Source organism: Microcoleus sp. PH2017_34_RAT_O_A (assembly GCF_020737885.1).
In the GTDB taxonomy this organism is placed as follows: Bacteria; Cyanobacteriota; Cyanobacteriia; order Cyanobacteriales; family Microcoleaceae; genus Microcoleus.
Window position 1 is genome coordinate 20,716 of record NZ_JAEQDD010000017.1, and the last position, 14,926, is coordinate 35,641.

Annotated in this window: 13 protein-coding genes and 1 pseudogene; 8 read left to right on the forward strand and 6 right to left on the reverse strand. The window is 45.5% G+C overall.

Annotation, left to right across the window (positions count from 1 at the left end):
* Positions 1–44: 44 nt before the first annotated feature.
* From JGK11_RS08340 to JGK11_RS08350, 3 genes and pseudogenes are all read right to left on the reverse strand, one after another.
* Complete coding sequence (locus tag JGK11_RS08340; protein ID WP_293181390.1) at positions 45–962, reverse strand: glycosyltransferase family 2 protein; 918 nt, start codon at positions 960–962, stop codon at positions 45–47.
* A 410-nt stretch (positions 963–1,372) separates the two neighbouring features.
* Positions 1,373–2,203, reverse strand: coding sequence for an HpsJ family protein (locus tag JGK11_RS08345; protein WP_293146585.1), 831 nt, complete (start codon positions 2,201–2,203; stop codon positions 1,373–1,375).
* Between the two features lie 444 nt (positions 2,204–2,647).
* Positions 2,648–3,574, reverse strand: a pseudogene (locus tag JGK11_RS08350) (transposase); the annotation flags it as partial.
* 736 nt (positions 3,575–4,310) lie between these two features.
* Here JGK11_RS08350 and JGK11_RS08355 point away from each other — a divergent pair.
* From JGK11_RS08355 to JGK11_RS08365, 3 genes are all read left to right on the forward strand, one after another.
* A complete protein-coding gene (locus JGK11_RS08355; protein ID WP_293181456.1) occupies positions 4,311–4,805 on the forward strand; it encodes an adenylyltransferase/cytidyltransferase family protein in 495 nt (164 codons plus the stop codon).
* 116 nt (positions 4,806–4,921) lie between these two features.
* On the forward strand, positions 4,922–5,791 hold the full coding sequence (locus tag JGK11_RS08360; protein ID WP_293181387.1) for an STAS domain-containing protein: 870 nt from the start codon (positions 4,922–4,924) through the stop codon (positions 5,789–5,791).
* 230 nt (positions 5,792–6,021) lie between these two features.
* Positions 6,022–6,396, forward strand: a complete 375-nt coding sequence (locus JGK11_RS08365) for an STAS domain-containing protein (RefSeq protein ID WP_293146581.1) — start codon at positions 6,022–6,024, stop codon at positions 6,394–6,396.
* Between the two features lie 194 nt (positions 6,397–6,590).
* On the opposite strand, the gene JGK11_RS08370 is transcribed toward JGK11_RS08365, so the two are convergent.
* Entirely contained in the window at positions 6,591–6,758 is a 168-nt protein-coding gene (locus tag JGK11_RS08370; RefSeq protein WP_293197146.1) for a hypothetical protein, read from the reverse strand.
* 95 nt (positions 6,759–6,853) lie between these two features.
* Between JGK11_RS08370 and JGK11_RS08375 the strand changes: the two genes are divergently transcribed.
* The 4 genes from JGK11_RS08375 to JGK11_RS08390 all read left to right on the forward strand — a co-directional run bounded on the left by JGK11_RS08375 (position 6,854) and on the right by JGK11_RS08390 (position 12,363).
* Complete coding sequence (locus JGK11_RS08375; protein ID WP_293191250.1) at positions 6,854–7,252, forward strand: anti-sigma regulatory factor; 399 nt, start codon at positions 6,854–6,856, stop codon at positions 7,250–7,252.
* 407 nt (positions 7,253–7,659) lie between these two features.
* Positions 7,660–8,679, forward strand: a complete 1,020-nt coding sequence (locus tag JGK11_RS08380) for an ATP-binding SpoIIE family protein phosphatase (protein ID WP_293181378.1) — start codon at positions 7,660–7,662, stop codon at positions 8,677–8,679.
* A gap of 82 nt (positions 8,680–8,761) precedes the next feature.
* A complete protein-coding gene (locus JGK11_RS08385; protein ID WP_293211239.1) occupies positions 8,762–10,321 on the forward strand; it encodes an ATP-binding protein in 1,560 nt (519 codons plus the stop codon).
* Positions 10,322–10,890: 569 nt separating this feature from the next.
* Complete coding sequence (locus JGK11_RS08390; protein ID WP_293181372.1) at positions 10,891–12,363, forward strand: MBOAT family protein; 1,473 nt, start codon at positions 10,891–10,893, stop codon at positions 12,361–12,363.
* Positions 12,364–12,455: 92 nt separating this feature from the next.
* On the opposite strand, the gene JGK11_RS08395 is transcribed toward JGK11_RS08390, so the two are convergent.
* Together JGK11_RS08395 and JGK11_RS08400 are read right to left on the reverse strand one after the other, a co-directional pair.
* The gene (locus JGK11_RS08395; RefSeq protein ID WP_293181369.1) at positions 12,456–13,280 is read right to left on the reverse strand and encodes a sulfurtransferase; all 825 of its coding nucleotides are present in this window, start codon (positions 13,278–13,280) and stop codon (positions 12,456–12,458) included.
* Positions 13,281–13,718: 438 nt separating this feature from the next.
* The gene (locus JGK11_RS08400; protein WP_293181366.1) at positions 13,719–14,714 is read right to left on the reverse strand and encodes a hypothetical protein; all 996 of its coding nucleotides are present in this window, start codon (positions 14,712–14,714) and stop codon (positions 13,719–13,721) included.
* 16 nt (positions 14,715–14,730) lie between these two features.
* Here JGK11_RS08400 and JGK11_RS08405 point away from each other — a divergent pair, with 16 nt between their 5' ends.
* On the forward strand, positions 14,731–14,856 hold the full coding sequence (locus tag JGK11_RS08405) for a hypothetical protein (protein WP_293197143.1): 126 nt from the start codon (positions 14,731–14,733) through the stop codon (positions 14,854–14,856).
* Positions 14,857–14,926 lie beyond the last annotated feature (70 nt).

The window sequence follows — 14,926 nt, forward strand, 5'->3', positions numbered from 1 at the left end:
GTCCAATTCCCAATTCCCAATTACCAATTCCCAATTCCCAATTTTCAACTGCGAGTATCGGAAGCGCCAAGATTGTAAGAAACTTTAGACTGCTCAACTGTTATTACTTCCGAAATAGACTGTTCCGACCCTGCATCTAAATTGGGCAGCGGCATATGCTTCATTTCCCACACTTTGAGCAATATTAAATATTCATAAAAAGCTTGTAGCGTGCACCAAGCCAATCCAGCTTGACCGTCAAGAAATCCGCCGAGTAAAATATACATATAGAAAAAGCGCACCACAGGCCGCAAAGGCAAACGCAAAGAAAAATCTTTCAAAGCGCGGCGCCTTTCCACCTCCGACGCGCCAAACAATAAATCCCACCAATTTACTTGACCCGCTGCTAATTGGCGGAGAGTTTCAGCCGCCTCGTCAGTCGAGTAGCGGTTGTGCTTTTCAATCCAGCGAGAAAGACCTTTGCTGCAAGTATAGTGAGGGTAGGTTTCCTTCAAAAAGTGAGTGGGCCCGTTGCAGACTTCCCGTTCAGTGTGACCGTAGTCAGTAAACCATACTTGGTCTTTGCGAAACAGGCGCATTTGATAGCGCGGATATTGAGTGCTGCGACGAATCCAGCGCTCCATAAATATTACTTTTTCAGCTACGTAATAACCTATATATTCTTGACTTTCGATCGCCTTTAAGCATTCAGCAAACAGTGCAGGCGTCATCCGCTCGTCAGCTTCGAGGATGTAAACCCATTCGTACTTGCATTCTACTTCTCGGAGCATCCAAGTCCGCTGGCGTCCGTGAGTTTCAAAGCGATGCTGCACTGTTTGCACGGGATAGTTTTGAACAATCTCAAGGGTGCGATCGCTGCTGAAAGAATCAACTACAATGATATCGTCACAAAGCAGTGCCGATTCAATGCAAGCGGCGATATCAATCTCTTCGTTGTAAGTCAGAATATAAATTGAGAACATTCCCAGCTTTCAGTAAGGGCAAACTATAGCAGAAGGAAGAAGGAAGAAGGAAGAAGGAAGAAGGAAGAAGGAAGAAGCAAGAAGGAAGAAGCAAGAAGCAAGAAGCAAGAAGGAAGAAGCAAGAAGCAAGAAGCAAGAAGGAAGAAGCAAGAAGCAAGAAGGAAGAAGGAAGAAGGAAGAAGGAAGAAGGAAGAAGCAAGAAGCAAGAAGCAAGAAGCAAGAAGCAAGAAGGAAGAAGCAAGAAGCAAGAAGGAAGAAGGAAGAAGCAAGAAGGAAGATGTGAAAATGCAAGAAGAACGATGGTTTCAGCAATTAACAGCGTCCTAACTACTAGGTGCAGTTGCTATATTCAGCAGATCAAGTATTTCTTAGGGATATCTCGACTTGCGCGTTCCGAGCAGTCGGGCCGATCAATTTTTGCGGTGACCGAACCGCAGAATTCCCATACTTCTGAGTCCACTCCAACCAACAGTAATGTAGCCGATCGCCAACAGCAAACTGTTGATTCCAGTCTGCAAACTCGAATTTCTCGATCGAGTTCTCAACTCTTTCTCTTTTTGTTGCTTCTGGGTACCAATCTCTTTGCGAGCTTGATTTGGCAGTTCTTGGGCTTGCTGTTCCAAGAACTTATCGAGGGCTTTCGGGTCATTTTTCGACTCCTGAAGCACGGCTTTCAATTCCTTGGGAAGATTTGGATTCTTGAGTTCTTGTTGCAGCTTCCCGTCGTCTTGCAGTAGCGCGCCTATCTGGTTCCGGAGAAGGCTTTTACGCTGTTCTAACTCAGATTTATACTGCTCGCTTTTAATTTGGGCATCTAGTTTAGCTTCTGCTTGTCCGGCTTCCTTATCGAGTAGAACCAGAGCATCTTTGAGTTCCAGGCGAGTATTGTTGAGATGAACGGGAACCAGCAATAGGTAAATTAGCCCTAACAAGCTGGAAATCAATAGTGCCCAAAATCGCAAATCAACCCAAACATTGCGCCGGTCAATAGAGACTCCACTGCTGCTGTCCACCCAAAAGCCCGTCATCAGCAGGGCGATACCCATCAAAGGAATAATGCCCCGGTCAACTATCTGAGTTGCTGCGGCCAACTGCCAGCCTCGATTGCTCATGTCCGAGATTTCTCCCGGCAGCGATAGAACAATGCTGTTAAGCAAGGCAGAGAGAATCAAGATAATCCCGACTACTTTGAGAGTGCGAGCAGCTACTGAAGAAAATTGACGGCTGTTAGTTGCTTTCATAATTGCTGTTAGATAATTCTACACTGTTAGATTAAACGAAATTTTGTTTAATGAGTTGACTGATGAGAGGGTTCAATTGCTCTTCCTCACTGATTGCTTCGTTTGGGGAGATCGCGCGGCCGGTGCCACACCATCGCAGAGGTTAAGTCCCGAATCTGTGCAAACAGGAGTCCTGAATCTGAAAAGGGCTGCTGAGACGGGAAAGTCCGCACGCGAAAGACGAATCAAACCGTCCCCCATTTGATGATTTGGGAAGTCCCAACAAGATGCTTGCACAGGTTGGTACTTCAGATTATTTTCCACCAAAATAGCTCGATCGGGTAATCGCCTCAAATTTCCTCCCACCAGTTGCTAAGCTGTTAGTCATTTAAATTTATTGCCTCAACCCCTTACAGTATGGGGTCTGGCACACAAATAGTGCAGTTTGAATGTCGAACAGCTTACCCCAAACACTTTGCCAAAATATTCAATCCAATTTCTAAAAGTTGTCCAAGCCGCATCAGATATCGACTTGGATAGCTTTTTGTTTTTGACCATGTTCTTCACCTGCAAGTCTTCATAGGCTACCAAGTCGTTAGACTGGACTACGCACCTTGCCAATTTCACAGCAAAGTCTTTACGTCGCCTACTTACCTTAAGGTGTTTTTTGTTCAAGCGATTTCTCGCCTTATCTCTGTTTTTGGAACCCTTTTTGGTTCTGGAGAGTCTCCGATTAAGTCGTTTTAGCGACTTCTCTGATTTTCTTAGATGACGCGGGTTCTCGACGGTATTACCGTCAGAGTCCGTGTAGAAATGAGTTAGCCCTACATCCAAACCGATAGTTTTCCTGGTCGGTTCACGCTTTTCGTTGCGTTCAGCGTCAATACAAAATTGCACATAGTAGCCGTCTGCCCGACAAACTACGCGCACCCGTTTAATTTGATTTAGCTGATATTCGTGCAAGTCGCGACTTCCCCATAACTTGAAACAACCTGCTTTGAAGCCATCACTGAAGTTGATGCTTCTTCTGTCTTCAGAAAGTTTCCACCCACAAGTCTTGTATTCTACAGAACCGTGCGACGAGTGCTTTTTGAAGCGCGGAAAACCTTTCTTTCCTGGTTTTGCCTTTTTGCAGTTGTCGAAGAACCGCGCAATTGATGACCAAGCTCTTTCTGCGGAAGCCTGCCTAGCCATTGAATTAAGCTTGGTGGCCCAAGGAAATTCCTTGGCAAGAACTACGCAATAAGCGCTTAAGTCGTAGCGACCCACCCCTTTCGTATCCATCCAGTATCTGATGCAGCTATTACGAATGAAGCGAGCAGTACGAATGGCTTCGTCTAGCCGTTCGTACTGCTCGCTTTTTCCTTCTAGCTTGGCTTCAAATACTAACATTTACGTTACCGAACCGGATATAAAAACTCTAACACAGTTCTGGCAGAATTAAAGCTGTCCTAAAAGGATGGGGCTTTAGACCCAAATTTTTGGTAAGATTTAGGTGTGTTTCACCGCTATATTTCTCGCTTGCCAGATGGCGTGGCACTTTCATCCCCTGTCTTATAGTAATTGATCTCACAGAGATCTGAAACAAATAATTGTTTCCCAATCTTTTGAACCTCCAATTACCAACTGCACAACACGGCAGTCACTCGATCGATTTGAGATTTTCCGTTTTCGATTGTAGGATTTGTACCTATTGACAAAAACAATGCAACTTTCGGATCGCGATCGAACCCATACAGAATAAGTCATTCCTCATCGCCTACCGCGCTCTTGAAAATCGAAATTTTTATTACTCGATAGATGAATCTGGGAGTTTGAACTCTTAGTCTCAAATTTGGGGCTGCTGGCGGCTGTGGGAAAGCAAGTATCGGTTTTTTTGGTGGGAGGAGAGATACAGGAGTAGCTATTTTCCCCTTTTTCGTTCTGTTTGCCGGAAAGCGCAGCAGAAGGGCATTCTTGTTTGTTGCTTTCTCCTTAAGAGCGATCAATTACTAATTACCAATTACTAATTACCAATTACTAATTATTGGCAGCTCGATCGCTGGCTCGTTCAATGGCAAACGCGCTCTTATCTCACATTTTTTGCTAGGATGATTCATCGCCGTGCATTTTTTTAGTTATGACTGTAATGATTTCGGGTGTTTACACGTTGGGAGAACTTGAAAGATCGATCGCCTCCGATCCTCAAAAGTGGCGTCCGATGGTGTTTACTAATGGCTGCTTCGATATCCTGCACGCGGGGCACGTCCGCTATTTGCAGGCGGCAAAAGCTTTGGGGCGATCGCTCGTGGTGGGCTTGAATAGCGATGTTAGCGTGCAAACTATCAAACCGCAGCAGCCGGGATTGCCACCCCGCCCGATCGTACCGGAAATTCAGCGAGCGGAAGTGCTGGCTGCTCTCAAACCAGTGGACGGCGTAGTAATTTTTTCCGAAATTACAGCTACTAAACTGATAAGTATCCTGAAGCCTGAGATATACGTTAAAGGAGGTGACTATCAACTCGAAAGTTTGCCGGAAGCACCGGCAGTTATCGCCGGAGGTGGCAAGATTTCCTTGATCGAAATAGAAGTTCCGAGTTCTACCAGTGCGATCGTCAAACGCATTTTGCAGTTAGGCGTTTAACCCCCGATCGCAAACAGCAAACAGTGAGCTAAACTCAGAAGTTACCCCATCCAAAATACCAAGAGTGCGATCGCTCGTACAATTTTATCCAAATTGCTAAGCAGGAGATAATTTTAATGGAACTCACAAGCAATAACACGATCGCGGAAATCCTCGAAAAAAACAAAGCTGAGTTACTAGCAGACTGGCTCAAAGAACTGCAAAACACCGGGCTGCGGCGGGACGACTTGATGAGAGCCAAAGAATTGCGATCGGAGTGTCAAGAGTTCCTGCAATTGCTCCAAATAGCTGTGGGACACGGTAACTTGAGCGACATCCAGACACCAGAGTGGGAAAATATGCGGCTGCTGCTGGCCGAAGTTTCGCGATCGCGCGTTCAGAGGGGCTTTACCCCATCAGAGATAGCCAGTTTTATATTATGCTTCAAAAAGCCATTGTTCGATCGGCTTTGTCGCGAATTGACACAAAACCGCGACGCACTTGTCGAACAACTTTGGCTTTCCACCAGCTTATTAGACCAGCTCGGTCTTTGGGTGACAGAAATCTTTCTCAAAGCTCGCGAAGAAGTCATCGAACGCCAGCAGCAAGAAATGCTCGAATTGTCAACACCTGTAGTCAAACTTTGGCAAGGTATTCTCGCTTTACCAATGATTGGAACTCTTGACAGCGCCCGCACTCAAATAGTCATGGAAACTCTGTTGCAGGAAATCATGGAAACAGGATCAGAATTTGCGATTTTAGATATTACAGGGGTGCCTACTGTTGATACTTTAGTCGCTCAACATTTATTGAAAACTGTAGCCGCCGCCCGTTTGATGGGTACTGAGTGCATCATTAGCGGCATTCGCCCGCAAATCGCTCAAACCATCGTTCATTTGGGAGTTGACTTGCAGGATATTCTGACTAAAGCGACTTTGGCAGATGCTTTTAAAGTAGCTTTGCAACGCCAAGGTTTAACTATCAAAAATATTAAAGAGGAAAGATAAAATATAGTAATGGGTAATTGGTAATTGGTAATTGGTAATGGGTAATTGGTAATTGGTAATTGGTAATTGGTAATTGGTAATTGGTAATTGGTAATTGGTAATTGGTAATTGGTAATTGGTAATTGGTAATTGGTAATTGAATTCCTCTGTTATTTACATTGAAAACCGCTCTGTTGTGTTTATTGCTGCTAAAAATTCATTTAATTCAAAACTCAAATAGAGGTGAATTTATGGAACGGATTCCTATCCTGCAAATGGGAGAATTTCTGCTAGTAACAATCCAAGTAGATATGCACGATCGCTTGGCAATGACGTTGCAAGACGACCTGACAAACCGCATAGTAAAAACTGGAGTCAAAGGAGTTTTAATAGAAATCTCTTCCCTGGAAATCGTAGATTCTTTTATCGGCCGCATTCTCAACAATATCGCTACCATGTCGCGATTTTTAGATGCTGAAACAGTTGTGGTCGGGATGCAGCCGGCGGTGGCGATTACGCTGGTTGAATTGGGGCTTTCTTTGACAGGAGTTCGGACAGCTTTAAGCGTTGAGAAGGGGATGAATTTATTGCGAAAATCCTTGGGCTTGTCTGATTCAGAGGTGTAAATAATCGATGAATTGTCCGGTAAGAGAGAGAGAATTAAAAAACAGGTTTGTTTGTAAATACGTTTTTGAGACAGTGAAGATTTATTGCCAGAAAGAATGGGTTGAAAGCCGGATCCCCGATTGCGAGAAATTAAAAGAAGACTATTCATGACTCCAATCCTCTTCCTTATGATTGTCAAGTGCTACTCGTGCGGTCAACTGTCAAACGATTTTGGATTTTGGATTTTGGATTTTGGATTTTGGATTTTGGATTTTGGATTGGGGATTGGGGATTTAAGATTTTTGATTGTCAACTGTAAACTGTCAACTCTTCCTTCTTCCTTCTTCCTTCTTCTTCCTTCTTCCTTCGTAACAACTGTCAATTGTCAACTGTCAACTGTCAACTGAAAAGGAACTAGGGTGAGGAGTGCAACTTCTATGTTTTGTGGAGAAGTTCTATTTTACTAGAGTAGCCGCCATGTCAAAACGTGAGACACTAGAAATTCGATCGTCCTCCGATATAGTCCACGTCCGGCAGCAAGTGCGAAACTTGGCTGTAGCAATGGGATTCGGCTTGGTAGACCAAACGAAAATTGTTACCGCAGCCAGCGAACTTGCCCGCAATACTGTAGACTACGGCAAGGGGGGAACTGTAACTCTAGAAACGCTCCAATTAGGTACTCGCAAAGGGCTGCGGCTGATATTTGAAGACAAGGGCCCGGGAATTCCAGATATTGAATTGGCGATGACTGATGGTTATACTTCCGATCGTGGTTTGGGTTTGGGGCTCAGCGGTTCTAAGCGGTTGATGCACGAATTTGAGATTGTTTCTAAGGTGGGTAAGGGTACTAAAATTGCGATCGTCCGTTGGAAATGAGAAGGGGAGATGGGGAGAGGGGGAGATGGGGAGAGGGGAAGATGGGGAGATGGGGGGACAAAGCGGGTTTCTAGGAGTTTTGTGTTTGGTAACTAGAAATATAGGAAGAAATTCGGTTTATAAAACGATTGATGAGGGGCGAGAAACCGGGTTTCTACGAGTTTTGTATTGAGTGGCGATAAATCTTCTAAGAAACCAGGTTTCTGAGGTGTCACTAATCACTGATTACTGCTGACTGATGAGGGCGAGAAACCGGGTTTATACGAATTTTGCATTGAGTGGCGATAAATTTTCTAAGAAACCCGGTTTCTGAGATCACTCATGATAACTGTCAACTGTCCACTGTCAACTGTCCACTGTCAACTGACTTTTTGGCGCGACAGCTTAAGATTAGAACTACACAAATAATGATAAATGTCATAGCCTTACCCGTAACAGAAGAAAGTCAAGTCGGAGAAGCGCGACGAATTGCAGTCGCCCTCGCGGCGGAAGTTGGATTTAATGAGACCGATCGCGGTAAAGTTGCAATTGCGATCGCCGAAGCAGCAAAAAACGTTGTCAAACACGCCCGCGAAGGAGAAATTTTGCTGCAAACCGTACAAACAGCGGCAGGATATAGCATTCAAATAGTAGCGCTAGACCGGGGGCCGGGTATGGCAAATGTCGGTCAGTGTTTGCGGGATGGTTTTTCGACTGCGGGAACTCTGGGAACCGGACTCGGCGCGATTCAACGCCTTTCTAGTTTTTTTGATATTCATTCTGTACCGAAACTGGGGACTGCTTTGTTAATGCGACTCTCCCCTACCCAGAATCGCGTGGAAGCCTCGGAAAACGGCAATTACTTGGAATTTGGGGTTGTTCGCTTGCCGAAAGTAGGAGAGCAGATTTGTGGCGATTCCTGGGCGACGCAAAATCATCTGAACAAAAATCTGATTTTAGTCGCTGATGGGCTTGGCTACGGGGTTTTGGCCCAGGAAGCGTCGCAGGAAGCTGTGCGAGTTTTTGGGGAAAATGCTAAACTCGGGCCGAAAGCTATTTTAGAGAAGGCTCACGCTGCTTTAAAAAATACCAGAGGAGCGGCTGCTGCGATCGCCCTGATCGATCGTACTCAAAAAACCATCTGTTTTGCCGGAGTTGGCAACATTACTGGTGTAGTGTTCACAGATAACCAAACCCGCAGCATGGTTTCCCACAACGGCACTGTTGGACATATGATGCGAAAAGTAGCAGAATTTGTCTATCCTTGGTCGTCCCATTCCTTGTTAATTATGCACTCCGATGGTTTGGCGGCACAGTGGGATTTAAACCGCTACCCGGGTTTGGCTGCGAGACATCCGGCTTTAATTGCAGCCGTACTCTACCGAGACTTTAAACGCACTCGCGATGACATGACTGTTGTAGTAGCCAAGGTAAGACAAGCAGCTTGAGAATATTTCCTAACAAGCATGAAACTGTAGGCGAACTATAAATCACGATCGTCATGAGTGATTTCCCGATCGACAATCCCCAATGCTTCAATGCGAAAATGGCATGATTTACCCAATTCTGACAACGGAAGTCCGCTTTGAACAAGACATCGTACAAGTACGCCAAAGAGCTCGCCAAATAGGCGCATTGTTGGGATTCGATTCCCAAACACAAACGCGCATCGCGACAGCCGTTTCCGAAATTGCTCGCAATGCTTTTAAATATGCAGGTGGTGGTAAAGTAGAATTTTTTGTGGAAGGGGAATCGCCACAGGTTTTTCGGACTCGGATTTCTGATAGCGGGCCGGGAATTGCTGATTTAGCGCAGGTTTTAGGCCCCAATTTTCGATCGCAAACTGGTGCGGGCCTCGGTTTAGCAGCAGCAAAGCGGTTGATGGATGAGGTGCAAATCGATTCGGCGCGCGATCGCGGGACGGCTGTACAATTAATCAAGCAGTTTTCTAAGCAGATGCCTGCGCTGAGTGCGATCGAGCTCAACAAATTACTTGATAAACTAGCGCGCCAAATTCCTGAAGATCCCTATGCGGAAATTCAGCAGCAAAATCAAGAATTGCTGCGAACTTTAGACGAACTCCGCCAGCGTCAAGAAGAACTCGTACAATTAAATCAAGAATTAGAAGATACGAATCGCGGAGTCGTCGCACTTTATGCCGAATTGAACGATAAAGCCGAATCTCTCCAGCGAGAGGGCGAACTCAAAACCAGCTTTCTCTCCAACATGAGCCACGAGTTTCGCACTCCGCTAACGACAATTCTCAGTATTTCCGAAATCTTGTTAAATCGCATCGACGGAGAACTTTCGCCCGAACAAGACAAGCAGTTAAATTTTATTCGCAAATCTGCCGAATCTCTCGCAGAACTTGTTAACGATTCCTTAGATTTAGCCAAGGTGGAAGCCGGAAAAGTAACGGTTCGCGTGGCTGATTTTGAAGTCGAAGATTTGTTCAGCGCGCTGCGCGGAATGATGCGCCCCCTGCTACCACAAAACTCGCCCGTCAGTCTAATTTTTGAAGTGCCTTTGGAACTACCAACTCTTACCACTGATGAGGGAAAAGTTTCTCAGATTTTGCGTAATCTGATTTCTAATGCGCTGAAATTTACCGAAGCGGGAGAAGTCAGAGTTGCGGCCGAAATGGGAAAGGGGGGAATGGTTACTTTTTCAGTGGCTGATACGGGTATTGGAATTCCAACCGCCGACCAAACGCGGATTTTTGAAGAATTTGTTCAAGTGGAAAATCACTTGCAGAAGGGGGTGAAAGGCACAGGATTGGGATTGTCTCTGTGTAGAAAAATGGCTGAATTTCTGGGGGGGAGTATTAAAATAGAAAGTTCGCCCGGGGTGGGTTCGACTTTTTTGGTGAATTTGCCGATCGCCTATGCTGGAGATTCAGAAGTATCTGCGGAAATCTCGGAATCTCAACCAGAGGAAACAGGGCGGGCGATCGAGAATTTGCGATCGGCTGCGCGCGATCGGGCACCAAAAGTTGCGATCGTGAAAGAGCAAAAGAGTTTTTCGCTATTTGGTGAAAGACTTGCGGGCAGAAATCCATTGTACTGCGACGTGCGCCGCCAACGATGGTGAAGTTCCGAGGTATGGATATCTTGTTCGATCGATTACCATAACCAAAATGGTTTGTAGTGCGCCTCCCATTCCGCAGCAGGAGAGCGGACTGAAGTCCTTACTGCGAACCGTTTGTAGTGCGGTTAATCGAGCCGACACGATAGGAAACCGCGTTTACAAAAACGAAGTTTCTTTAATTTGCAACAGCATTTAACCCTTGTGCTGTAAAATGTATGCGTTCTCAGTAGTAACCGTAGGGTGCGTCGCCATTCACAATCCCTAAAAAAAATCGACAATTTCATAGCGACGCACCAGTGCCATCCCTCGCCGAGTGTAAACAAACCCAATAATTATATTGTAGCCAAACTTTTTTGAAATAATATAAGGTGCGTCGCTGTGAGATTGTCGCTCTTGATGCAAGGGCTTGTCGGTGGCGACGCACCCTACGAATACTTTGGCATGATTTTTAATAGTTAGTATTAGCTTTAGTCTCGATTTAAAAAACAATGAAACAGTAGCCCCGCGCTCCCAACCCACACATAATCAGCCCTTCCCAATTCTAAAATCCCAAATCCAAAATCTAAAATCGCATGACTTTCATTTCCCTTCAATATGCCCTGTTTCTATTAGTTTTGTTCGTGGCTTACTGGTTGGTTCCCCTGCGGTGGTGGCGGCTGTTTGTCATGCTGGCGGGAAGTCTGATTTTTTATGCTTCGCTGCAAATTTGGTATATTCCTCTGCTGTTAATCGGTGTTGTGTTTAATTACTGCTTGGCGATGGCGATCGGGGAACCTTTGGATTGGCGGATTGCTAATGAATCTTGGAATCGCCGGCGCTTGTTGGTACTGTGGCTGGGAATAGGGCTGAATGTTTTGCTGCTGCTGGGTTTTAAGTATGTACCTTTTTTCTTGAATTCGATCGGCACTTTGTTAAATTGGCCTGTTGCTTTAGACGGTGCTAACTGGGTAAAAACTCACGTCATCGCACCCCTGGGATTGAGTTTCTTTTGCTTTGAGTGCATTGCTTATTTGATTGACGTGTACCGAGGCGCGCCGGCTGCTACTTCGCTGCTGCACTTTGCTGCTTACAAGTTGTTTTTTGCGAAACTGATTTCCGGGCCGATTACTCGCTATCATAACTTGATATATCAACTGAAATCCCAGAAATTTCCGACGCCCGATCGCATTTCTGAGGCCCTTTGGACGATCGCCTTTGGTGCAGTAAAAAAAGGTCTTTTCGCCGACAACTTGGGAATTTATGTCGATTTAAGTTTTACCAACTTGCAGCGCGCGGGTAGCGAGGATTTGTGGCTGGCGATTTTTGCTTACGGGCTGCAACTTTATCTCGATTTTAGCGGCTACGTTGACATGGCGCGCGGTACTGCTTTGCTGTTGGGTTGGTACTTACCACCAAATTTTGATTTTCCTTATTTTAGTACGAGCATCGCTGATTTTTGGCGGCGCTGGCACATGACTTTGGGGGATTGGCTGCGGAATTATTTGTATTTTCCCTTGGGAGGTTCGCGCGTTGGTTTGTGGCGCACTTGTTTCAATTTGTCTCTCGTCATGTTAATTGCGGGAATTTGGCACGGTGCAGCTTGGGGATTTATAGTGTGGGGGGGTTTGCACGGTTTGGCTTTGGCGGTGCACCGGGTGACGGATGTGACTTTTAAGAAGTTGCGGATCGACTTTTTGTGGGAAAATCCGATCGGAATGGCAATGGGTTGGCTGTTAACTCAAACAATGGTTTTTGGTAGTTGGATATTTTTCCGGCTTCCCGATTTAAAGAATTCGGGATGGGCGATTTCGCATTTGTGGGGACATCCTGCTGATGTGCAGTTTTCGCATAAAGTTTATGTGGAAGCTTTGGGCTTGGAAAGAATACATTTAACTTGGATGTTGGCTGCTGTGGCTGCTGCTATGCTGGGGAATTATATTTTGAGTCGGGGTTTGAAGTTGGAGTTAAATTGGCCGGTGAAATTGGTATTAGTGCCGCTTTGTTTGTATGCGGTTTGGGTGTTGGCGCCGGAAGGCGGTTTACCTTATATTTATTTCGATTTTTAGGAAACGTGGCGGTTGAAACCGCGTCTATACATACAAAACCCACCTCCGTGGGTTGAAGAAAATGTTGTACAAACAAGGTTTTAACCGCCGGGTTATAGCTGATAGGAACACCAGTCACTCCAGCTACCGACATAGAGTTTAGCATCGGGAATTCCGGCGATTTCTAAGGACAGTAAATTTACGCAAGCTGTCACGCCGGAACCGCAGTAAACGATGATTTCTTCGGCTTTTTCTAATTCCGTCCATCGCTGTTTTTGTTCGGAGATCGATCGCACTTTTCCAGTTTCCTCGGTCACCCCTTGCCAAGGGTAGTTGACAGCACCCGGAATGTGGCCTGCAATAGGGTCGATCGGCTCCCGCAAGCCCTCGTATCTCTCACTTTCTCGCGAATCAACCAAAACTGTCTCCGGCAAGTCTTTTCGCTCTTTTACAGCCTCGATATCAACCGCCATATTCGGCTGCAATTGCACTACAAATTTACCATCGCGGGTTTCTGTCCAAGTATCTGTTACCGGATATCCCGCCGCTTTCCAAGCACTGAAACCGCCGTCTAACAAAGCGACTTTGCTGTGTCCCATGTATCGCATCAGCCACCACAAGCGAGACGCAAAAGCTAGTCGCGAATCGTCATAAGCCACGACTAAAGTTTCTGAGGAATTAATGCCGATAGCGCTGAATTTATTAGCTAATTCTGCAATATTGGGCAGCGGGTGTCTGCCGCCGTGGGTGCCAACTACACTCGCCAGATCTTCGTTTAAATCTAAATAGAAAGATCCGGGAATGTGACTTTCTTGATATTGTTTTTGTCCCAATTTTCGATCGGCGAGAGCAAACCGACAGTCTACAATTACCACTTGCGGATTTTCGGTATTGGCGGCCAACCATTCAGGGGAAACGATTAAATTATTGTCATTCATAACTATTCAAATTTGTGCTAGGACATCTCTCGGTAATTCATAAATACCCAAGAAAGCAGAATATCTCGGCTAATTCTTAGGTATGTAGTTGCGCTTTAGCGCTCTTTGAGATATATAGGAAAGAGCGCTTGAACTAGGCTAATTCTTAGGTATGTAGTTGCGCTTCAGCGCTCTTTGAGATATATAGGAAAGAGCGGCTTTAGCGCTCTTTGAGATATATAGGAAAGAGCGCTTAATCTAGGCTAATTCTTAGGTATGTAGTTGCGCTTCAGCGCTCTTTAAGATATATAGGAAAGAGCGCCCAAGCGCAACAACGTACCTTTCGTTCTCCGGTTCGGCTTTTTGGAAGATCTAGGCTAATTTTTAGGTATGTAGTTGCGCTTCAGCGCTCTTACATATATATAAGAAAGAGCGCCCAAGCGCAACAACGTACCTAATTTATCGAGAAGGATTTGCTTTCTCCGGTTCGGCTTTTTCGGAATTAGCTTTCTTAGGATTAGGTTTTTCGGAGCTTTCTTTTTCGGAATTGGCTTTCTTAGAAGTTGCTTTCTCCGGTTCGGCTTTTTCGGAATTGGCTTTCTTAGAAGTTGCTTTTTCGGCTGTTGCGGGAGTTGGCTCTGGGGGAGGTGGATTTACTGCTGATTCTTGAGCGTAAAGCAGATATTTTTGATACTCGATTACTTTTGTCTGAGCTAGTTCGTGGTTGGCGCTGGACACGGGTACTCTTCTCATCAACGATACCGCTTCTTGCCAGCGATCGACAACGATCGTCCAATCTTCCTTCGTTTTTGCCGATCGCCCTAACTCTGCTGCTTTGAGGGCGCTGTTAACGGCTTCTCGAAAGGTATCCGGTACTCTTGCTACATTGGCAGTTTCATCTGGATTCTTCAGAGCAGTTGCTGGCGGCTCGTTTAACATCTTACTGACAAATGCCACCACGGCGATCGCCAACAAACCCGTTACCAGCCCGACGACAATGAAAGTCGATCGCAATCGGTTCTCAAATGCAGCCAATTCCGGCGATTTCTCCTCATCCATATCTGTACTCTCTCTTTCTGTGCGATCGTCCATATTAGCAACATTAGCAACCGCAATATTAGGGACAGATTCTCCCGCAAAGCTTTGTGGTTCCAAAATGCTGCTCTCCAAACTAAACTCTTGACTCCAAGCAGCCCCAATCTCACCGCTTTCTCGCCCCTCAACCTTCACTTTGCGAATCGAATTCGGCTGCAAATCCGTCAGTTTTTCACGGACAAAATCAACTAATGTATCTTCTATCGGTAGTTGCTCTGCCTCCAGAATTACATCCAAACAGTCGCCGTCGAGATTCGCGGAGGCTGCGATCCCTTCAGATGGCAACTGGCTGTTGAGCCAAGATGCGATCGCCTGTGGATTTCCCTGCTTGGCAAGTTCCTGAAAATTAAGCTCTGTCATAGCTGGACACCTGATAATGCAGAAAGGAAGGAAGAAGGAAGAAGGAAGAAGGAAGAAGGAAGAAGGAAGAAGAAAGTCGGAAGAAGGAAGAAGGAAGGAGGAAGAAGCAACTAATAGTTTTTTTGAGTTAAAAACACCATAACTGAAATTCAACGAATAGTATAATCTATCTCGGTAAATTCAAGCTCAAAGATGCAAATTATCACCCTCGC